Annotated in this window: 16 protein-coding genes; 4 read left to right on the plus strand and 12 right to left on the minus strand. The window is 72.0% G+C overall.

Features of this window, described 5'->3' with window-relative positions; genetic code table 11:
* Positions 1-7: 7 nt before the first annotated feature.
* The 7 genes from HNP44_RS11510 to HNP44_RS11540 all read right to left on the minus strand — a co-directional run bounded on the left by HNP44_RS11510 (position 8) and on the right by HNP44_RS11540 (position 8889).
* Positions 8-223 carry a hypothetical protein gene (locus HNP44_RS11510; RefSeq protein ID WP_259140388.1) on the minus strand — a complete coding sequence of 72 codons (216 nt, stop codon included), beginning with the start codon at positions 221-223 and terminating at the stop codon, positions 8-10.
* A gap of 82 nt (positions 224-305) precedes the next feature.
* Positions 306-2939 carry an AAA family ATPase gene (locus HNP44_RS11515; protein ID WP_259140389.1) on the minus strand — a complete coding sequence of 878 codons (2634 nt, stop codon included), beginning with the start codon at positions 2937-2939 and terminating at the stop codon, positions 306-308.
* Positions 2936-4072 carry a metallophosphoesterase family protein gene (locus tag HNP44_RS11520; protein WP_259140391.1) on the minus strand — a complete coding sequence of 379 codons (1137 nt, stop codon included), beginning with the start codon at positions 4070-4072 and terminating at the stop codon, positions 2936-2938. Before HNP44_RS11520 ends, HNP44_RS11515 begins: the two co-directional genes overlap by 4 nt.
* 5 nt (positions 4073-4077) lie before the next feature.
* On the minus strand, positions 4078-4905 hold the full coding sequence (locus HNP44_RS11525) for a hypothetical protein (protein WP_259172124.1): 828 nt from the start codon (positions 4903-4905) through the stop codon (positions 4078-4080).
* A gap of 42 nt (positions 4906-4947) precedes the next feature.
* A complete protein-coding gene (locus HNP44_RS11530) occupies positions 4948-7824 on the minus strand; it encodes a DEAD/DEAH box helicase (protein ID WP_259140393.1) in 2877 nt (958 codons plus the stop codon).
* Between the two features lie 2 nt (positions 7825-7826).
* Positions 7827-8450, minus strand: coding sequence for a GNAT family N-acetyltransferase (locus tag HNP44_RS11535; protein ID WP_259140395.1), 624 nt, complete (start codon positions 8448-8450; stop codon positions 7827-7829).
* Between the two features lie 10 nt (positions 8451-8460).
* Entirely contained in the window at positions 8461-8889 is a 429-nt protein-coding gene (locus HNP44_RS11540; protein ID WP_259140398.1) for an acyl-CoA thioesterase, read from the minus strand.
* Positions 8890-9007: 118 nt separating this feature from the next.
* Here HNP44_RS11540 and HNP44_RS11545 point away from each other — a divergent pair, with 118 nt between their 5' ends.
* Positions 9008-9787 carry a hypothetical protein gene (locus HNP44_RS11545; protein ID WP_259140400.1) on the plus strand — a complete coding sequence of 260 codons (780 nt, stop codon included), beginning with the start codon at positions 9008-9010 and terminating at the stop codon, positions 9785-9787.
* A gap of 137 nt (positions 9788-9924) precedes the next feature.
* Positions 9925-13662: a multifunctional oxoglutarate decarboxylase/oxoglutarate dehydrogenase thiamine pyrophosphate-binding subunit/dihydrolipoyllysine-residue succinyltransferase subunit gene (locus tag HNP44_RS11550; RefSeq protein WP_259140402.1), complete on the plus strand. Its 3738-nt coding sequence runs from the start codon at positions 9925-9927 to the stop codon at positions 13660-13662.
* A gap of 371 nt (positions 13663-14033) precedes the next feature.
* Here the strand turns inward: HNP44_RS11550 and HNP44_RS11555 are convergent, their stop codons facing one another.
* Positions 14034-14693 carry a TetR/AcrR family transcriptional regulator gene (locus tag HNP44_RS11555; protein WP_259140404.1) on the minus strand — a complete coding sequence of 220 codons (660 nt, stop codon included), beginning with the start codon at positions 14691-14693 and terminating at the stop codon, positions 14034-14036.
* Positions 14694-14819: 126 nt separating this feature from the next.
* Between HNP44_RS11555 and HNP44_RS11560 the strand changes: the two genes are divergently transcribed.
* On the plus strand, positions 14820-15650 hold the full coding sequence (locus HNP44_RS11560; protein ID WP_259140411.1) for an SDR family NAD(P)-dependent oxidoreductase: 831 nt from the start codon (positions 14820-14822) through the stop codon (positions 15648-15650).
* Positions 15651-15716: 66 nt separating this feature from the next.
* Here the strand turns inward: HNP44_RS11560 and HNP44_RS11565 are convergent, their stop codons facing one another.
* Entirely contained in the window at positions 15717-16622 is a 906-nt protein-coding gene (locus tag HNP44_RS11565; protein WP_259140413.1) for a glycine betaine ABC transporter substrate-binding protein, read from the minus strand.
* Between the two features lie 62 nt (positions 16623-16684).
* Between HNP44_RS11565 and corA the strand changes: the two genes are divergently transcribed.
* Positions 16685-17770 carry a magnesium/cobalt transporter CorA gene (corA, locus tag HNP44_RS11570; protein ID WP_259140414.1) on the plus strand — a complete coding sequence of 362 codons (1086 nt, stop codon included), beginning with the start codon at positions 16685-16687 and terminating at the stop codon, positions 17768-17770.
* A 77-nt stretch (positions 17771-17847) separates the two neighbouring features.
* On the opposite strand, the gene HNP44_RS11575 is transcribed toward corA, so the two are convergent.
* The 3 genes from HNP44_RS11575 to HNP44_RS11585 are packed head-to-tail and all read right to left on the minus strand — an operon-like array spanning position 17848 to position 20001.
* Positions 17848-18444 (minus strand): suppressor of fused domain protein, encoded by a 597-nt coding sequence (locus HNP44_RS11575; protein WP_259140416.1) that lies wholly within the window; start codon positions 18442-18444, stop codon positions 17848-17850.
* Between the two features lie 26 nt (positions 18445-18470).
* Positions 18471-19337, minus strand: a complete 867-nt coding sequence (locus tag HNP44_RS11580) for a chromosome partitioning protein ParB (protein ID WP_259140417.1) — start codon at positions 19335-19337, stop codon at positions 18471-18473.
* A complete protein-coding gene (locus tag HNP44_RS11585) occupies positions 19327-20001 on the minus strand; it encodes a metallophosphoesterase family protein (protein ID WP_259140419.1) in 675 nt (224 codons plus the stop codon). The genes HNP44_RS11580 and HNP44_RS11585 overlap by 11 nt, the downstream gene beginning before the upstream one ends.
* Positions 20002-20005 lie beyond the last annotated feature (4 nt).

Raw genomic sequence — 20005 nt, forward strand, 5'->3', positions numbered from 1 at the left:
CACGGACCTACAGTCCGTCGTGGGGCGGGCGCTGCTGGTGCAGCGCTGGACCGGGCAGCCCCGGCCCCTGCTGCCCGTACGGTCCCGGAGAGTACGGCGGCGGGGGCGGCGGCTGCTTCGACCGGGTCACCGCCCTGACGATGAGCACAACTGCGGCGATGATCGACGCCAGCACCACGGCCGCGATGAGCAGGAAGATGATCGAGGCGTGCATGATTGCCATGCCCCTCAGCCTGCCAGGATGTCCGGTCGGCACACGAGGCGTTCCGCGGACGCCGTGCTCGCTCGCGCCCGCCGGGCCGTGGTCAGCCGAGCGCGACCTCGGTGACGCCGTCGCGGCCGCGGAGGGCGTCGAACCGGCCGGGGACGCAGCTGAAGACGATCACCTGCGCGCCGCGGCCGGCCTCGACGAGGGCATCTGCCATCGCACCGAGGCGCGTCGGGTCGCTGTGGCCGAGGGCGTCGTCGAAGATGACGGGCGCGCCGTCGGCACCGTCGACCAGACGGGCGCAGGCGAGCCGGCTGAGCACGCCGAGCTGCTCCTGCGCGCCGCCGGACAGGGAGTCGAAGGGCACGGTGACCCCGTCGACGGTACGCGAGGCGATGGTCAGGTCGTCTCCGACGGTGATGGTGAGCGGATCGCCGAAGACGGTGCGGCCCAGCTCCTCCAGCGCCCGCTGATAGGGCGCCTGCACCCGCGCGCGGCGCGCGGCGCGATGCGCCGTGAGGGTCTCGTGCAGTAGCGACGCCGCACGGGCGCGCTCCTCCACCGATGTGAGACCGCGCTCGGCGTGCACGTGCTCCGCCTCGGCGGCGTCGAGCCGGTCGCGGCGACCGTCGGCCTGGAACAGGTGCAGTTGGCCGTTCAGGCCGGCGAGTTCCTCTCTCGCCGACGCCTCCGCGGCGCGGGCCCGCTCGTCCTGCGCGCGGGCGGCGGCGAACCTGGCGGCGAAACCGGCGACGTCGGCCTCCCGGGCGGCGGCCTCGTGCGCGGCCACCTCTGCCGTGGCGGCCTCGCGGGCGGCGACGGCGGCGTCCGCGGCAGTGCCCACGGCGTCGTCGGCGGCCTCCGCCCGGGCGCGCTCCAGTTCCGCGGTCAGCTCCGAGGCCTGCTGGTCGAAATGCTGCAACCGGTCCGCGGCGACCTGCGCGTCGGTGGACGCGCGGTGCAGTTCCTGCTGCTTCTGCCCCAGCTGCTCGCGGGTCTGTCGCTCCTCGCCGCGCGAGGCCACCTCGGCCTGCGTGGCGTCCATGAGGTTCGCCTTGGCCCGCTCCGGGTCGACGGCCAGGAGCTCCGGGTCGACCGCGGTCTCGAGCGCGACGATCCGCTCCGCCGACTCCTCCGCCAGCTGTCGCAGCTCGGCGAGGGTGTTGTCGCCGAGGGCGTGCGCGAGGGCGATCCGCGCCTCCTGCAGCTCGATCTCGACGGCGTCGCGCTGCTCGTGCAGCTCACGGGCCGCCGCGACGTCCTCCGCGCCGGCATCGCGGCAGGCGGCCAGCAGCGCGGTGTGCGCGGCCTTCACCTCGGCCGCGGCGTCGGCGCTCTCGCCGCGCTGCACGACCTCGATCCGGACGGCGCCGGGCACGTCGATCACGGTGCCGTTCCCCGCGACGACCTCGACCGGTTCCTCGCCGATGTGGCGCCCGTCGACGAGCACGTCGGAGAAGCCGAGCCGTTCGAGCTTGAGCGTGGCTGCGAGCGCGGAGAACCGGGCCTGCGCCTTCTCGTACCGCTGCTCGGCGACCGCGATGGTCTGCAGGGCGCGGCGATCGATGGGACTGGCGGCGAGGCGGTTCCGGGCGTCCTCCACGTCCTTGCCGAGCAGTTGTGCCTGCTCGATCCGCCTCACGATGCGCTGATACTCCATGGACTCGCGGGCGTAGTCGACGGCGTACTGCGCCTGCGACTTCCGCTCCCGCCGGTCGGCGGAGACCGCCGACAGCTCATGCACCGTGGTCTCGAGCCACGAGGCCTCCGCCGCGAGTACCTCGCGGTCGGCCAGCGCCCGATCGCGCTGCACCCGCACCTGCGCGGTCCGCTCGACGGCGAGGGCCTGCCGGTCGACGAGTCGCCGGCGACGGTTGGCGGCGTCACCCGCGTGCTGCTCGCGCAGCGCCGCCGCTTCGAGCACGGCGCGGGACTGCGCCAGCCGCGACTGCAGCGCGCCGATCCGTTCCTGGTCGGCGCTCAGGGCCTCCAGGGCGGTGGCGGCGGCGGAACGTCGGTCCACGAGCGCCGCGAGGCGCGCGGAGGCGAGGGCGTGCTGCTCGACGACCCGGTCGACCTCGCGGAGCGCCGCCTCCGCCGACTCGAGCGAGGCACGCGTGGCGGCCTCGCGGGTGCGGGCCGCGGCGAGTTCGCCGGTGGGCCGCCCCGTGGGGGTGAAGTAGCGGGCGCGCTCGGCGGCGACCGCCTCGGCGAGCCGCTCGGCGCCCGGCTCGTCCTCCCCCGCGCCGCCGGACGCCGAGTCGAGGGCCTTCGCGAAGGCGGCGCTGTCCCGCAGGGACGGCTGGCCCGGGCCGGGGCCCTGCAACACCGTGAGCGCGGCGAGCAGGTCACCGTCGACGTGCGTGGCCATCTGCTCCGCCACCCACGACTCGGCGCTGCCGCCGGTGAGTTGCAGCGGCGTCGGCTCCAGCACCGTGAGCACGGTGCCGGGCCGGCGGTGGTACTGCTTGGCGTAGACGAAGCGGTACGGGCCGACGGTCAGCTCGGCCTCGACGAACGGGCCGGCGTCGCGGTGCGCGGGACACACGGCCTCCACCCGCTGCGACTTGGACGTCGCCTTGACCTCCAGAAGCAGCTGCAGCGCCTCGACCATCGAGGACTTGCCCGCCTCATTGGGGCCGTGCAGCAGGGTGACGCCGGTGTCGGCGAAGGCGATCTCGCGCTCGGTGACGCCGCGGAAGTCCTTGACCGCCAGGCGGTGCAGTCTCACGCGCCCACCTCCTGGCGGGTCAGGCGGTAGAGCAGCGAGAGGGCGCCGGAGGCGTCCGCCGCCCGCTCCCCGCCGCTGCGCGCGACGCCGAGCAGCTCCTGCGCGGCGTCGGCGGCCGGGCCGGTGAGCTCGAGCGCGTCCAGCTCCTCCTCGCCCGGGAGCACTGCGAGGTCCGTCTTGCGCTCCCACAACTCGACGGCCGCGAATCGCGCCCGCAGGGCCTCGATCTCGGTGTCCAGCCGGGCCTTCGCCGCCAGCCCGACGGTGCCGGTGAAGCCGACCTTCACCACGGTGCGGTCCTTGTCCGGCAGCGCCGCGAGCGCGCCGACGGCCGCGTCCACGTCGCGCTCGGCCGTGAGCGGGAACTCGCGAGAGGCGAAGCGCCAGGTGCCGACCCGCGCCGGCTCGACCCGCGCCGGGCCCGACTCGGGGACGTCGACGACCAGGACGGAGCCCGAGCCCGTCTCCTTGTGATCGAAGTTGGTGACCTCGGGGGCGCCCGAGTACCAAACGCCCGAGACGACCTCGGTGACCGAATGCCGGTCCCCGAGCGCGACGTAGCGCAGCTCGCCCGTGGCGATCCGCTCCGACAGGGCAGCGACGTCGATGAGGCGCTGGTCCCGGGCTCCGACGGGAAGGGTGCCGCCGTGCCCGACGGCGACGCGGATCACGTCGGCGGCCGGCGGGGCGGCCGCGGCGACGGCCTCGGTGAGCGGATCCCCGGCGGGATGTTTGGAGAACCACGGCGCGGCCAGCAGTTCAACGCCCGGGCGCACCTCGTGAATCCCTGGAGTGTCGAGCACGACGACGTTGGCCGGCCGGTGGCGTGCGAAGACCTCCGAGGTGTAGATCGACGCCGCGTCCAGCGGGTCGTGATTGCCGGGCAGCAGGTAGACGGGGCGGCCGATCGCGGCGATCCGGTCGAGGCTGCGCGCGACGACGGCGGGGGCGAGCCGATTGTCCTCGAACACGTCACCGCAGACGACGACGAACTCCGCGTCGCGCTGCGCGGCGACCGCCCCGAGGCGGGAGATCGAATCCAACCGGGCGTCGGTGAACCGGGCCTGCGCGTCCGCGTCGAGGAAGTGCCGGGTCATCCCCAGCTGCCAGTCCGCCGTGTGCAGAAATCGCATGCCCGTCACCCCCTCATCGGTCGCCCCTCAGGGTAATGACCCCGACCGACAGGTTCCGTCACCGACGCGGCCCCGCCGCGTCGACGCGGGTCGCGGAGGCGGTCGTAGAGCTCCGCGAGCTCGTCCTGCGCCTCGGCGACGTCGGCGGGCTTCGTCCCGGTGCGACGCAGCGCCATGCGCAGCAGTGCCGGATCGAGCAGCGACATCGCGTCGATCGGGGACGGCTCGGGGAGGGCCGGAAGCTCGTAGCCCTCGCCGAAGAAGGCCGCGGCACCCGCGTCCCAGGCCTCGCTTGCCCACGGCGAGCCGGCACCGTCGGCGTCGGGGCCCGACGGTGCCGGCCCCTCCCGCTCCGCGGTACTGACGCGGGCCAGCAGGCCGGCGAGCGGGACGCCGGCGAAGTCGAGGACCAGCGACGGGTCGGCGTCGGCCGCCGCGCAGAACTCGTAGGTCACGGCGAGGGCGTGGACGCAGGCGCCGGAGTCGTCGGGGCAGGCGCAGTCGACGATCACGTCGGACGCGGTCTCGGGCAGCACCAGCTCCCCCAGCGTGCGCCCCAGCTCGCCCCGCGTCACGCCGAGCAGTTCCGCCGCTGCGCCCTGCCCCACCAGCAGCGAGACGACCGCGGCCGCGTCCCCGGGCACCCGGGCCAGCGCTACGCCGAACGGATCGAGCTGGCTGCCCTGCACCGTCGCGGTGATCGACGCGGGCACCACGGCCAGCGAGTACACCTGGTGCTCCTGGTAGAGCCGTCGCGCGTACTGGATCTTGCGTCGCTCCGTGACCTCCTCACGCTGCTGGATGAGCCGCCGGCTGAACCACGTCGCACCCATGGGCCGCGCGGTGTCGCGCGCCTTTCTCGGCGATCGCGCCATCTAGACCACCGCCTCGTCGCGCAGGGCGACCAACTCGTACAGCTCGTCGTTGTTGAGCTCGGTCAGCCAGGCCTCGCCCGTCTGAACCGTCATCGACGAGAGCTCCTTCTTGGCGGCGATCACCCCGTCGATGCGCTCCTCCAGGGTGCCTGCGCAGACGAACTTGCGGACCTGGACGGCCCGGGTCTGGCCGATGCGGAAGGCGCGATCGGTGGCCTGGTTCTCGACCGCGGGGTTCCACCAGCGGTCCACGTGGATCACATGATTCGCGGCGGTGAGGTTGAGGCCCGTGCCTCCGGACTGCACCGTCGCGACGAGGGCGGGGGCGCCGTCGCCCGACTGGAACCGGGCGACCAGCGCGTCGCGCTCGGTACGGGGCACGGCGCCGTCGAGAACGGGGACGTCCGCGCCGAGCACGCCCGTGAGCCAGGGCTGGAGCATCCGCGCGAACTCGGCGTACTGGGTGAAGACCAACGCGCGCTCGCCCTCGTCGGCGACAGTGGTGAGGATGTCGGCGAGCAGCTCGACCTTCCCCGAGCGGTGCTGCCCGCGGCGCAACAGCTGAGAGCCATCGCCGAGGTAGTGCGCCGGATGGTTGCAGATCTGCTTCAGCCTGGTCAGCGAAGCAAGCACCAGGCCGCGGCGGCCCATGCCCTGGGACTCCCGCAGCTCCTGCACCAGCCGGTTGAGCACGGCCTGGTAGAGGCCCGCCTGTTCCGGGGTGAGCGAGGCGCGCACCGTGAACTCGGCCTTCTCCGGCAGCTCCGGGGCGATGGCGGGATCGGTCTTCTCGCGGCGCAGGATGAACGGCGAGGTCAGCGTGTTCAGGCGGCGCACGGCCGCCTTGTCCTGTTCGCGCTCGATGGGCAGCGCGAAGCGGTTGCGGAAGGTGCGGGCCGAGCCCAGCAGGCCGGGGTTGACCAGGTCGATCACGGCGCGCAGATCCTCGAGCCGATTCTCCACGGGCGTGCCGGTGAGGGCCACCCGGTGCGCGGCGGGGATCGACCGCAGCGCCTTCGCGGCGGCGGTGTTGACGTTCTTGACGTGCTGCGCCTCGTCGACCACGACGCGGCCCCAGTGGTGCCCGGCGAGCAGCTCCCGATCGCGGGCGGCGAGCGCGAACGTGGTGAGCACGACGTCGGAGGCGGCCGCGACCCGCCCGAACTCCTCGCCCGTGGGCCGGTCGGTGCCGTGGTGCACGTGCACCCGCAGGCCGGGCGCGAACCGCTGCGCCTGCGCGACCCAGTTGCCGACCACGGACATCGGGGAGACGAGCAGCGTCGGCCGCACCGACTCCCCCGCCTCGCGCTCGTGGCAGAGCAGGGCGAGCACCTGGATCGTCTTGCCCAGGCCCATGTCGTCGGCGAGGACCGCGCCGATGCCGCTGTGCCACAGCGTGACCAGCCACTCGAGCCCGCGCAGCTGGTAGTCGCGCAGGATCGCCTTCAGCGTCGACGGTGCCGTCACCTGCGCCGGGGCGATGGTGCCGCCGCGGTAGACGGAGTCGAGCCACCCGAGCCCGTCGACGGCGGCGAGCGGAGCGGGCAGGGCCGCGGGGTCGGCGATCATGCCGAGCAGGTCGCTGAGGTCCGTGCCGGATTCGGCGGCGGAGCGCTGCTCGGCGACGAACCGCGCCGCCTGCGCCAGCGTGCGACGGTCGGCGCGCACCCACTTGCCGCGGACCTCGACCAGCCCGGACGCCGAGTTCGCCAGGGAGGCCAGCTCGCTCGCGGTGAGCACGGTGTCGCCGACGGCGAGCTGCCAGGCGAAGTCCTTGATCTCGGCGAGGCCGGCCTGCACGGTGAGCGCCGTGCGCCCGGGCTGCTCGCGCCCGACGAGCCGCAGCGCGGGACGCACGGTCGCGATCGAGGCGGGCAGCAGCACCTCGTACCCGGCCTTGGCCAGCCCGGGGGCGCCCTCGAGGAAGAGCGCCTCCGCCTCCTCGGTGGTGAGCAGGAAGTCCAGCGAGGAGGCGTCCTGAGCGACCCGCTTGAGCGGCGGGTACACCGCGAGGGCCCGGGCCAGCTCGCCCGCCAGGTCGTCCAGGTCGACGGGACTCATCCGTGCCGGGTCGGCCCGCACGGGCGCGGCGCCGGGGACGCGGCGACAGACCTCGAGCCGCCACGGCGTCCCGCCCGGCGTGGCACGCGGGGCCAGCAGGTTCTCGCCGGGGCTGCGGCCGTCGGGCTCGACGAGGCGCAGCACCAGGAGGGTCTCGGCGGAGCGGACGCTGCCGGCCCACTCCGTCCACGCCGCGGCGGCCCCGGCGTCGGCGACGGACCGGGGCGGGAGGGGCTCACCGTCGACCAGGGCGCGCAGGGACGGCGCCGCGACCCAGGACCACGGCCCGTCGCCGAGCCGCAGGCGGGCGTACCGGTCGGTGAGCTCCGCGCTCATGTCGAGGACGGCGGCGAGATCTCCCGTGCGGCGCAGCACCGGCGGCATCGCGGCCGCGGCGGTCTGCACCCAGGTGCGCCACTGCACGGATTCGACGGGCGCCCAGCGGGCGATCCACTCCCCGTCGTCGTTGCGCAGCGCCGGAGTCACGGCCCCGGCCGCGACGAACCGCTCGACGGACTTCGCGACCCACCGCAGGTAGCGCAGGTCGCCGGCGCCGTCGGACGGGCCGAGGGCGTCGAGCAGCGCCGCCGCGCGGGCGGGGCCGAGGGTGAGCGCGGGGGCTACGAGCCGCCCCCGCGGCCCGGTGAGGGAGACCGAGCGACGCGGTCGGCGGTCGCCGAGTACCTCGGCGATCGGCGCGGGCAGCGCCGCGACGTCGGGGTCGGCAGTGGGCTCGCCGACCTCGTCCGTGAACCACAGCGCGAGCCCGAGGCCCGGGCGCCACAGCCCGTGCGCCGCGGCCTGGGGGCGGGGCACGACTACTCCGGGACGGAGCGGTAGGCCTCGTGCCGGTGGCGCAGACGGTGCCGCAGGTGCGCGTCCACCGTGGGCCACTCGTGCCGGAGGATCGAGAAGAGCACCGCATCCTGCAGGGCCCCGTTGCGGTACCGCTTGTAGCTGCGCAGCACGCCGTCCTGCTTGGCACCGAGCCGGGCGATGGCGTCGCGCGACTGGGTGTTGACCCACTGGGTGCGCAGGCCGATGCACTCGCAGCCGAGCACGTCGAAGGCGTGCCGGAGCAGCAGCAGCTTGGACTCCGCGTTGGTGCCGGTCCCGTGCGCGGAGGCGCGGTTCCAGGTGTAGCCGATCTCCATCCGCGGGACCGTCGAATCGATGTCGTAGAAGGTGGTCATGCCGAGCACCCGGCCCGCCGCGTCGATCGCGGTGAAGGGGATCATCTCGCCCTTCGCCTGCAGCTCCAGGCGGCGGTCGATCTCTGCGCGCAGGCCCGACGGGGCGGGCACGGAGGTGTACCAGCGGTCCCACAGCTGGCCGTCCTCGAGTGCCTCGAGCAAACCGTCGTGCTGATCGTGCGCCAGCGGCGCGAGCGTGACGAGGTGACCCGTCAGGGTGACGGGCTCCAGCGGGGTGCGGAAGGCCATGGCTCGCAGGCTACTGCGGGGCACTGACGAGAAGGCGCTCCAGCGCGGCGCGGATCCCGTCGGGGACCCCGGCGGGCCGCCGGCTCTCCCGGTCGACGAAGACGTGGACGAACCAGCCCTCCGCGGCGGGGGCGCCGGCACCGTCGAACAGCGTGACGGCGTAGGTGACGCTGGACCGGCCCAGCTTCGTCACCGCGAGCCCGGCGGTGACGGGCTCGGGGAAGGCGAGCGGGGCGTCGTAGCGGCAGTGAGATTCCACACAGAGGCCGATCACGGCGCCGTCGTGGATGTCGAGGCCGCCCTCGCGGATGAGGAAGGTGTTGATCACCGTGTCGAAGAAGCTGTAGTAGACGACGTTGTTGACGTGCCCGTACACGTCGTTGTCCTTCCAGCGCGTGGGAATGACCAGGGTGTACGGCTGCTCGTCGATGCTCGGCACGATTCCCGACGGTACGCGCGGGCCGCACGGGTGCGCGCGCCGGTCGGGAACTTTCCGGGGGTTGTCGGGGGTTAGATGGAGTGCAAGGTCACCAGGATCGCTTCCCACGGAGGTCACCATGGCGAACAAGCCCGCCCGCATCCAGTCCGACGAGCCGCAGCTCCCCGTCGCCCAACGCGACGGTGGCGGCGCCCTCGGCTCGGTCATCGACCGCGCCGCGCGCCTGCAGGCGCCGGCCGTCGCCAAGTACGTCGCGAGCCTGCGCGCGGACCATCCCGACGAGTCGCCCACGCAGATCATCGAGCGGCTCGAGAAGCGCTACCTACTGACCGTGACCGGCACGGGCGGCGCGGCCGGCGCCACCGCCGCCGTCCCGGGCGTGGGCACCCTGTTGGCGATCGGCACCATCGGCGCCGAGACCGTGGTGTTCATGGAGGCCTCGGCGCTGTACGCCCTGGCCGTGGCCGAGGTGTACGGGATCTCCCCCGAGGACCGGGAGCTGCGCAAGGCACTGGTGCTCACCGCCGTGCTCGGCGAGGCCGGTCTCGGCGCCCTGCGCGCGACCGTGGGCGCCAAGAACGCCTCGCTGATGAACCTCAAGAAGAACCCGGCCCAGCTCCCCGGCCTGGGCAACCTGAACAAGCAGCTGATGAAGATGTTCAGCCGCCGGTTCCTGGCGAAGAAGTCGCCGCTGGTCCTCGGCAAGCTGCTCCCCGCCGGGATCGGCGCCGTGGTGGGCGCCGGCGGTAACCGCGTCCTGGGCAAGGGCGTGATCAAGAACTCCCGGACGGCCTTCGGTCCCGTGCCCGCCACGTGGCCCACCTCCCACCTGCGCGTCGTCGAGGGGTCCGTCTCCGACACCTCCGCACCCGGTCTGTCGGGGCCCGGCGCCGACTGATCCAGGGCCGCGTAACGGGAGTAACCGACACAGGTTTTCCGTGGTGGACTACCCTGGACCGCGCGGACCTGCGCCCTCTGCGATCCAGGGCGGCGCGCGCTTGATACGACGATGATGAATCGAGGCGAGGACCTGCCGTGAGCAGCAGTTCTGTATCGGATTTCGGCCAAAACGAATGGCTGGTCGAGGAGATGTACGAGCGGTTCAAGGCCGACCCCAATTCGGTCGACCCGAGCTGGCACGAATTCCTCTCGAAGTACACCCCGGGAGCTGCAGAGGGCAGCAGCGCGGCGAGTAACGGCGCGGCCCCTGCGGCCGCCCCCGCCGCAGCGGCCCCCGCGGCGCAGTCCGCCCCGCCCTCCGCCGCGCCGGCGGCGAAGGCCCCGAAGACGACCGACACGACGCTGACACCCGCGCCGTCCGCCCCGGTGACCCCGGCACCGTCGTCGCCCGCGAAACCGGCCCCGGCTCCCAAGGCCCCCGCCCCCGCGTCGTTCCCCTCCGAGGAGGAGCGCACCGTGCTCCGCGGCGCCGCGAACGCGGTCGTCAAGAACATGAACGCCAGCCGAGAGGTACCGACCGCGACGTCGGTGCGCTCGATGCCGGTGAAGGTCATGTTCGACAACCGCGTGGTCATCAACAACCACCTCGCGCGCACCCGCGGCGGCAAGATCAGCTTCACCCACATCCTGGGCTACGCCCTGGTGCAGGGCGTCAAGGCGTTCCCGAACATGAACCGGCACTTCGCCGAGATCGACGGCAAGCCGAACGCGGTGACCCCGCCGCACGTGAACCTCGGCATCGCCATCGACCTGGTCGGCAAGAACGGCAGCCGCAGCCTCGTGGTCGCGGGCGTCAAGGAAGCCGAGACGATGGACTTCGGCCAGTTCGTGGCCGCCTACGAGGACATCGTCCGTCGTGCCCGCACCGGCAAGCTCGGCGCCGAGGACTTCGCCGGCGTCACGATCTCGCTGACCAACCCCGGTGGCATCGGCACCGTGCACTCCGTGCCCCGCCTCATGGTGGGCCAGGGCGCCATCATCGGCGTCGGTGCGATGGAGTACCCCGCCGAGTTCCAGGGCGCGAGCGACGAGAAGATCGCCGAGCTCGCGGTCGGCAAGCTCACCACGCTGACCTCGACTTACGACCACCGCATCATCCAGGGCGCCGAGTCCGGCGACTTCCTGCGGTACGTCCACGAGCTCACACTGAGCGACGACTTCTGGGACGACATCTTCCGCACGATGCACGTGCCCTACGAGCCGATCCGCTGGCGGCAGGACATCCCGGCCCACGGCATCGACAAGGACGCACGCGTCCTCGAGCTCATCGCGGCGTACCGGGCGCGCGGCCACCTCATGGCCGACGTCGACCCGCTGCGCTACAACAACGAGAGCCTCGAGTCCCACCCCGACCTGAACGTGCTCACCTACGAGCTCACCCTGTGGGACCTGGACCGCACGTTCAACGTGGGCGGCTTCCACGGCGCTGAACGGCTCAAGCTGCGCAAGGTGCTCTCGGTCCTGCGCGACGCGTACTGCCGGCACGTCGGCATCGAGTACGCGCACATCCTCGAGCCGGAGCAGCAGAAGTGGCTGCAGGAGCGCGTGGAGACGAAGGACGTCAAGCCCACCGTCGCCGAGCAGAAGTACATCCTCAGCAAGCTCAACGCGGCCGAGGCCTTCGAGACCTTCCTGCAGACCAAGTACGTCGGCCAGAAGCGTTTCTCGCTCGAGGGCGCGGAGTCCGTCATCCCGATGATGGATGCGGTGCTGGACCAGGCCGCCGAGCACCAGCTCGACGAGGTCGTCATCGGCATGCCGCACCGCGGCCGGCTGAACGTGCTGGCGAACATCGTCGGCAAGCCCTACAGCAAGATCTTCACCGAGTTCGAGGGCAACCTGAACCCGTCGCAGGCGCACGGCTCCGGCGACGTGAAGTACCACCTCGGCGCCGAGGGCAAGTACTACCAGATGTTCGGCGAGAACGAGATCACGGTCTCGCTGGTCGCCAACCCCTCGCACCTCGAGGCGGTCGACCCGGTCCTCGAGGGCATCGTGCACGCCAAGCAGGACATGAAGAACCCGCCCGAGGGCGAGCACCCGATCATGCCGCTCATGCTGCACGGCGACGCGGCCTTCGCCGGCCAGGGCGTCGTGGCGGAGACGCTGAACATGGCGAACCTGCCCGGTTTCTCCAACGGCGGCACGATCCACATCGTGGTGAACAACCAGGTGGGCTTCACGACCTCGCCGGAGAACTCGCGCAGCTCGAAGTACTGCACCGACGTGGCGAAGATGATCGGTGCGCCGATCTTCCACGTCAACGGCGACGACCCCGAGGCCTGCGTGTGGGTGGCCAAGCTGGCCGTCGACTTCCGTGAGAAGTTCGACAAGGACGTCGTGATCGACCTCGTCTGCTACCGCCGCCGCGGCCACAACGAGGGCGACGACCCGTCGATGACCCAGCCCGGCATGTACGACGTGATCGACACCAAGCGCGGTGTCCGCAAGTCCTACACCGAGGCCCTCATCGGTCGTGGCGACATCTCGACCAAGGAGGCCGAGGACGCGCTGCGCGACTACCAGGGCCAGCTGGAGCGGGTGTTCAACGAGGTCAAGGAGCTCGAGAAGTTCCAGGCCGAGCCCGCGCCGTCGATCATCGCCGATCAGCCGCTACCCAGCTCACTGGTGACCGCGGTGCCGCTGGAGCAGATCCAGCGGGTGGGCGACGCGTACGCCAACGTCCCCGAGGGCTTCACCGTGCACCCGCGCGTGGCTCCGGTCGTCAAGCGTCGCTTCGAGATGTCGCGCGACGGCGGCATCGACTGGGCCTTCGGCGAGCTGCTCGCCTTCGGCACGCTGCTCGAGGAGGGCCGCACGGTCCGCCTCGCCGGCCAGGACAGCCGTCGTGGCACGTTCACGCAGCGCCACGCGGTCCTGATCGACCGCCAGTCGGGCGCCGAGTACACCCCGCTCGAGCACCTCGGGCCCGACGGCACCCCGTCGCCCGGCCGATTCGAGGTGCTGGACTCCGCGCTCACCGAGTTCGCGGGCCTGGGCTTCGAGTACGGCTACTCCGTCGCCGACGAGTCGGCGCTGGTGTGCTGGGAGGCGCAGTTCGGTGACTTCGTCAACGGCGCGCAGTCGATCATCGACGAGTTCATCAGTTCGGGCGAGGCCAAGTGGGGCCAGACCTCGGGCGTGACGCTGCTGCTCCCCCACGGCCACGAGGGCCAAGGCCCCGACCACACGTCGGCGCGCATCGAGCGCTTCCTGCAGCTGTGCGCCGAGGGCTCGATGACGGTGGCGATGCCGTCGACGCCGGCCTCGTACTTCCACCTCCTGCGTCGCCACGCCCTCGACGGCGTGCGCCGTCCGATGGTGGTCGCGACGCCGAAGTCCATGCTGCGCAACAAGGCCGCCGTCAGCCCCGTCGAGGACTTCACGAGCGGCAAGTTCCGCTCGGTCATCGACGACCCCGCGTTCGAGGTGGAGGGCGGCGACCGCAGCAAGGTCACCAAGCTGCTGCTCGTCTCCGGCAAGCTCTACTACGAGCTGGAGGCGCGGCGGAAGAAGGACGGCCGCAACGACGTGGCGATCGTCCGGATGGAGCAGCTCTACCCGCTGCCCTCGCGGCGCCTGCCTGCCACGCTCGACCTGTACCCCAACGCCACGGACGTGCGCTGGGTGCAGGAGGAGCCGGCCAACCAGGGCGCGTGGCCCTTCTTCGGCCTGGAGCTGCCGGAGCTCGACGAACGCCTGCGCGGCATCAAGCGCGTCTCGCGGCGTGCCATGTCGGCCCCGTGCTCGGGCTCGTCGAAGGTGCACGCCGTGGAGCAGGCCCAGATCATCGACGAGGCCTTCGTCCTCTGATCCGCTGAGCCAGTAGAAGGGCCGGTCCTCCCTGGGAGGACCGGCCCTTCTTCTCGATCCGACGGTGCGCCCGACCTCCCCGGTTCCGCACACGCGCCACGTGAGCGGGAACCATCCGCGCACCCCACGCGCCGGTGCGCACGCGCCACGTCCGCACAGCCGCGCCACATGCGCGTCCACTCTCCTGCGCACGCGGCACGTGCGCGGATGGGTACCCGAGGAGAGGGGCGGGTGGGGGCGACGCCGTCGAGCGCATCGGAGCGACCGAGCCGCTAGGCGAGAGAGCGACGTCTAAGCGAGCGGCGTCGCCCGCACCCGACCCGGCCCACGCACACTCAGCCCACGCCCAGGCCCAGCCCCGAAGCGCACCGTCAGGCCACGCCCGACGTGAGATCGAGCCCGACGGCCCCCGCCATCCCCACGAACATCGTGGCGAGGTGATCGACGACCTCGTCGCGGGTCATGGTCGCGAAGCCGGCGTTCTCGTCGAGCCACTGCACGAGGGTCTCCTCGACGACGGCGATCCAGCCGTGCACGGCGAGCACGAAGGGGGGCGAGCGATCGATGCCGATGTTCTCGGCCTGGTTCACGAACTGATCGACGATCTGCTCCCGCACGGACTTCACGGCGGTGCGGATCCGCGGCTCGGACCAGCTGACGCCCGCGAGCATCGGGAGGAGGGACTGCCGGTTCTCCATGATGTGGTCGACGTAGGTGCCCAGGGTCGACGTGAGGATCGGCATCACGTCGGTGATGTCCTCGGGATCGCGGTCCGGAGTGGCGACCTCACCGACGATCCGCGCCTGCTCCTCCACGAGCGCGACCTGGAAGTCGAGCTTGGAGTCGAAGTAGTGGAACAACAGGCCGGCGGAGACGCCCGCTTGGCTCGCGATGTCCTCGATGGACACCTGCTCGAGCGCCTGATGCTTCAGACTGAGCAGGCCGAGGTCGATGAACTGCTGGCGCCGGGCTTGGGGGCTGAGCCGGGTGCGCTTGCGCCCCACCGCTGCGGCAACGGACTTTCTGGTCACCTACTGAATCATACTCAATAGGTCGTTGACAGACCTCGCATCCCAACCCTACTGTCGAGTAAGAACGCCGAGCAGCGGTACAGCGCCGCAGCCCGGCAAGGACCAGCGTGAGGGATGAAGACAGGCATGAAGAGTTTCCGCGGCAAGGTCGCCGTCATCACCGGAGCCGCCTCCGGCATGGGCCGTGAACTGGCTCTCCAGCTCGCCGACGAGGGCGCGAAGCTCTCGCTGTGCGATTACGACCCCACCGGGCTCGAGCAGACCGCCGAGCTGGCCCGCGCCCGCGGAGCCGAGGTGCACACCAAGGTCGTCAACGTGGGCGAGCGCGAGCAGCTGCTGGCCTACGCCGACGAGGTCGTCGAGCACTACGGCACGGTCAACCTGCTGTTCAACAACGCCGGCATCGCGCACCACGAGCCCGTCGAGACCACGTCCTTCAAGGACTACGACCGGGTCATGGACATCGACTTCTGGGGCGTGGTGAACGGCACCAAGGCGTTCCTGCCCGCCCTCATCGCCTCCGGCGACGCACATATCGTCAACACCAGCTCACTGTTCGGCCTGCTGTCCGTGGGCGGCCAGAGCGCCTACAACGCCGCCAAGTTCGGCGTGCGCGGTTTCACCGAGGCGCTCCGCATCGAAATGCTCTCGAGCGACCACAACGTCGGCGTGACCTGCGTGCACCCGGGCGGCATCAAGACCGCGATCGCACGCAACGCCACCGTCGCCGAGGGCAGGGACCAGTCCGCCACGGCGGAGCTGTTCGACAAGTACCTCGCCCGCACCGAGGCCGACGACGCCGCACGCACGATCCTCAACGGCGTCAAGAAGAACCGCGGCCGCGTCCTCGTCGGTGCCGACGCGAAAATCATCGACGTGCTCGTGCGACTCGGCGGCTCCGCCTACGAGCGGGTCAACGCCCTCGTCGACCAGCAGCTCAACAAGCGGCTGAAGTAGCCGTTCCGCGTTCGCAGCCGCCCCGCCTCGCCCGTCGAGCGCGGGGCGGTCGGCGTTCTGCGGGGCTCATTTCAGCGTGTGCTCGCCGGCCCAGTCGCCGGCCGCCTGCTCGGGCGTCCGCTCCCCCGACTCGACCTGCGCAACCATCGTCGCCAGGTCGGCGGTGGTGAGCTCACCGGCGATCGCGGACAGCCGCTTCGTCTGCGCCACCGTCAGCCCGTCGCGTCGCACCAGCGGCACGACGGCGCGCGACGGCACGACACCGTCGGGATCGGCCACCTGCACGAGGTCCTTCGACGTGGGCGAGAGCGTACCGAGCTGCGCCAGCGCGGCACTGCCTTCACGGACCGCCCGCGCGGCGGCCGCCTCGTCGGCGACGGCGACGACCGGCCCCGTCGGGCAGCCGTAGCGGGCGCGGACGTCCTGCGGCGACCCGGTGGGCACGGCGACGGCGCCGGACAAGCCCTCGCACCCCCGCAGCGTCGCGGACGGGGCGTCCTTCGACGCGAACAGCATCGGCTGATCGAGCGCCAGCGTCGGGTCGCCCAGGCCGAGCCCCTCGGGAAGGACGGCGCTGAGGGCGACGAACTGCGCGTCCCATTGCGCCCGCGGGTTCTCGGACTCCTTCTCCTTCGCCTTCGTCGGCTGCGCGGTGCCCGGCCGGTACCGGTCCCACAGCGCGCCGGTCAGCGCGGGCGCGACGGTGACGTCGCCCCGCTCAACGGCGGCGACGGCGGCGTCCTCCCCCGGCCCGAGCCCCAGCCGGGTCTCGACCGGCGTTCCGGCCGTCCGCAAGGCGTTCGCGTAGATCAGGGCCTCGATCTTCGAGGCGGCGGCCCCCGACGAGCCGACGGTGACCGTGCCGGGCGCGGTGCGCGGGCCCAGGTCGGCGGCGCCGCCGGGGTCCGAGCAACCCGCCAACACCAGCGCGGCGAGGGCCGCGGCGGCGAGGCGGGGCGTGCGAGTTCTCACGCCTACTTTCTACCCGGCGCCGCCGCAGCCCGGCAGCCTGGCCCGGGTCTACTATCTCGTCCATGCCCTCCATCCCGTCCATGCCCCGGCCCGGCGCCGGGCGCCGCGAGGTCCGCGAGGCCGACGTGCCGCGCGTCCCCGTGCCCGTGGCCCGCGCCGTCGTCGACTGCGGCGTCTACGTCGACGGGGAGCGTCTCCCCGGCCGGTTCGGCTACGTCGAGGCGATCGAGGAGGTCCGGCGCCGCGGCGAGGGCTACGTGTGGGTGGGCCTACTCGACCCGGATCAGCACCAGATGGACGAGGTGGCCCGCGTCTTCGGGCTGCACCCGCTGACCGTCGAGGACACGCTGGTCACGCACACCCGGCCCAAGGTCGACCGGTTCGACGACACCCTCTTCCTCATCCTCAAGACCGTGAACTACGTCGGCCACGACCGCACGGACCCGATGGCGCGCATCGTCGAGACGGGTGAGGTGATGGTGCTCCTCGGCCCCGATCACGTGATCACCGTCCGGCACGGCGACCACGGCAGCCTGCGCCGGGTGCGCCGCAACCTCGAGGCCAACCCGGCGCTGCTGAAGCTGGGGCCGTCGGCGGTGATGCACGCCGTCGCCGACCACGTGGTGGATACCTACGTCGCCGTCTCCGACCTGCTCGAGGACGACATCGACCGGGTCGAGGAGGATGTCTTCCGCGCCGGGGCGCGCACCCAGGTCGACGAGATCTACCAGCTCAAGCGCGACATCGTGGAGCTGCGCCGCGGAATCCACCCGCTCTCCCATGCGCTGAAGAGGCTGACCTGCGACTTCAGCGACATCATCCCGCACGAGATCCAGCGCTACTTCTCCGACGTGCTCGACCATCAAGCGATGGTCGCCGACCACGTCGAGACCTACAACGACGTGCTGAGCTCGCTCATCGACGCCGCCGTGGCGAAGATCGGGATGCAGCAGAACGAGGACATGCGCAAGATGTCGGCCATCATCGGCCTGGTCGCGGTGCCGACGATGATCGCCGGTGTCTACGGCATGAACTTCGACAACATGCCCGAGCTGCACTGGCGGTACGGCTACTTCGTCGTGCTGGCGATCATGCTCGTCGCCTGTCTCGGCCTGTTCGCCGTGTTCCGCAGGATCAAGTGGCTCTAGCGGCTCACGATGTCGGGTTCGGCGGCGACGGACAAGTCCTGACGCACTCGTAGTCCCGCAGAACTCGACATCCTGCACTAGACCTGGCGGGCTGCGGGCCGCCCGGGATCCACCGGATCGATGCCCGCCTCCGCCCACGCCTCGCGCAGCGCCGCAGCGCCCTTGAGCCGCACCCACGCGGCCTCGTTCGCGGTGATGGGGTCGGCGCGCAGGAACCGCACCGGCTCTCCGTCCTCGCGATCGAGATCGCGCACCGGCGACTCCCCCAGCAGGACCGCCGTGAACGGCGCACCCGCCCACAACGGCGCGCTCAGGTCGACCAGAGCGTCGGGCGCGAGCACCAAGCCCTCGACGGCGGGCGTGGCGGCAAGGATCGCGAGGGAGCGGTGCACCCCGTCCAGAGCGGCCCCCGGCCCGTCGTCCGCAGGTCGCAGCTCCAGGATCACCTCGGCGCGCGGCCCGTCCTCGACGGTGAGCAGCGCGTTCGGGTCCGTCATCGCGTGCCGTGAGCAGCCGACGCTCGCGAAGGCGACGAGCGGATCCCCCACCCATCGCTGGATCGTCATCGGCTCGAGCCCGAGGAACGTGACCGACGCCGAGGCGGGCGGCGCGAAGCCGCGCCCGGCGTAGTGCTCGGCCAGGTGCGCACGGACGGCGTCGACGACGGAAGTCACGAGAATCGATCCTACGGACCGGGCCGTCAGAAGAACTTGCCCGGCTGCCAGGGCGGGTTCTGCGCGGACACCTCGGAGATGATCTCCGGCGTCCAGACGTGCTTGCGCACCAGGCGGTACCGCTCACAGGCGACGAACAGGTAGACCTCGGCGTCGGTGGAAGACTGCATGATCCCGGCGGCCCGCGCCATCTCGATCACCGGCGCGAACTCCTCCTCGTACCAGCGGCCCGCGACGACGGCGCGCGCGAGGTACTCTCCCGCGTCCTGGATCAGCCTGAAACCCCAGGCCTCCACCGATTCCGCGAGCACGGAGTAGTCCCAGGCGTTGGTGAATCCGATCCGCTCCCGCGCTGCACCCTCCAGCGGCACCCGCTCGAGGAACAACCGACGGTGATCCTTGAGCAGCAGGTCGGAGCGGACCGCGATACCGCCCGAGCCGATGCGCGTGACGACCTCGGTGACATCGGCGTCGATGGTGGTGAAGCCGCGCGCGAACGCGATCGATACACGGTGATGCCCGTCGACCACGAAATACATGTCGCCGACCTTCTTCAGGTCGACGGGCGGCATCGCCTCGCCGCGCCGCTGCGCCGCGGCCAGCCGTTGCCAGCGGGCACGCAGCGCGGGCGAGCGGGGACGGAAGTAGCGGTCGAAGTCGCGGGTGCGGTCGACGCTACCCACGATCTGCGCGACCGGCACCACCTGCAGCCCCAGCGACCGCTCGGTGACGTAGCCCAGGGCCGAGACGACCTCGTCGTAGGGCAGCACCTCGTTGACGTCGCCGGGCCGGCCGCGCACCCACGTCGCGAGGCGGGCGATGTTCGCGCGCCGCCGCGACCGCTCGAAGTCGGTCCGGGCGTCCTCGTCCGGGAAGCCGGTGTCACGCGCCACGTCGCCGCTCCCTCACGCGGTAGGCCCCGGGACTTCCGGGGGTGATCTCGAAGTAGGTGTACCCCACAGTGTTCAGCACCGGCACGCCGTCGATCTCGCGGTCCGGCCCGGGCCGCCCGAACGGGTGGATGTGCCCGTGCACGAAGACCTGCGGACGCAGTCTCGCGACCAACCGACCGAGGGCAGCCAGGCCGCGGTGCGGGCCGTCCTCCCCGTCCCCCACGCCCTCCGCGGGCGAGTGCGCGAGCACCACGTCGACGGTCCGCCGCCGGGCCGCGAGCCGCAGCCGCCACGCGCGCCGCGAGGCCTGCGCCTGCGTCCACTGGTTCGGGCCACCGCGGTACCGGACGGACCCACCGAGGCCCGCCACCGTCAGGCCGCCGACGGAGACGACCCGCCCGTCCGCGTTGACCCCGCCGCGCGGGCCGGGCGGCTCGCACGGCAACCCCCCGCGCAGGTATCCGCCGCGAGTGCGACGGTACCCGGAGTGATCCGGGTCATGGTTGCCGGGCACGAAGACGCAGGGCACACCGTATCGGTCGATGAGCGACTCGAGGTACGCGCCGGGCAGGTCGCCCGCCCCGAGGATCAGGTCGGGGCGCAGCGTCGACGAGGCGAGAGCCAGGCCCGGTACCTCCTCATCGCTGACGGCGAGCACCCGCACGGCG

It is taken from the genome of Tsukamurella ocularis (genome assembly GCF_024807615.1).
In the GTDB taxonomy this organism is placed as follows: Bacteria; Actinomycetota; Actinomycetes; order Mycobacteriales; family Mycobacteriaceae; genus Tsukamurella; species Tsukamurella ocularis.

Bases quoted from the DNA above. Each gene is read 5' to 3' on its own strand.
- HNP44_RS11560 (WP_259140411.1), top strand. From the start codon at position 14,820: ATGAAGAGTTTCCGCGGCAAGGTCGCCGTCATCACCGGAGCCGCCTCC.
- corA (WP_259140414.1), top strand. From the start codon at position 16,685: ATGCCCTCCATCCCGTCCATGCCCCGGCCCGGCGCCGGGCGCCGCGAG.
- HNP44_RS11535 (WP_259140395.1), bottom strand. From the start codon at position 8,450: ATGGCCTTCCGCACCCCGCTGGAGCCCGTCACCCTGACGGGTCACCTC.
- HNP44_RS11545 (WP_259140400.1), top strand. From the start codon at position 9,008: ATGGCGAACAAGCCCGCCCGCATCCAGTCCGACGAGCCGCAGCTCCCC.
- HNP44_RS11510 (WP_259140388.1), bottom strand. From the start codon at position 223: ATGGCAATCATGCACGCCTCGATCATCTTCCTGCTCATCGCGGCCGTG.
- HNP44_RS11520 (WP_259140391.1), bottom strand. From the start codon at position 4,072: ATGCGATTTCTGCACACGGCGGACTGGCAGCTGGGGATGACCCGGCAC.
- HNP44_RS11525 (WP_259172124.1), bottom strand. From the start codon at position 4,905: ATGGGTGCGACGTGGTTCAGCCGGCGGCTCATCCAGCAGCGTGAGGAG.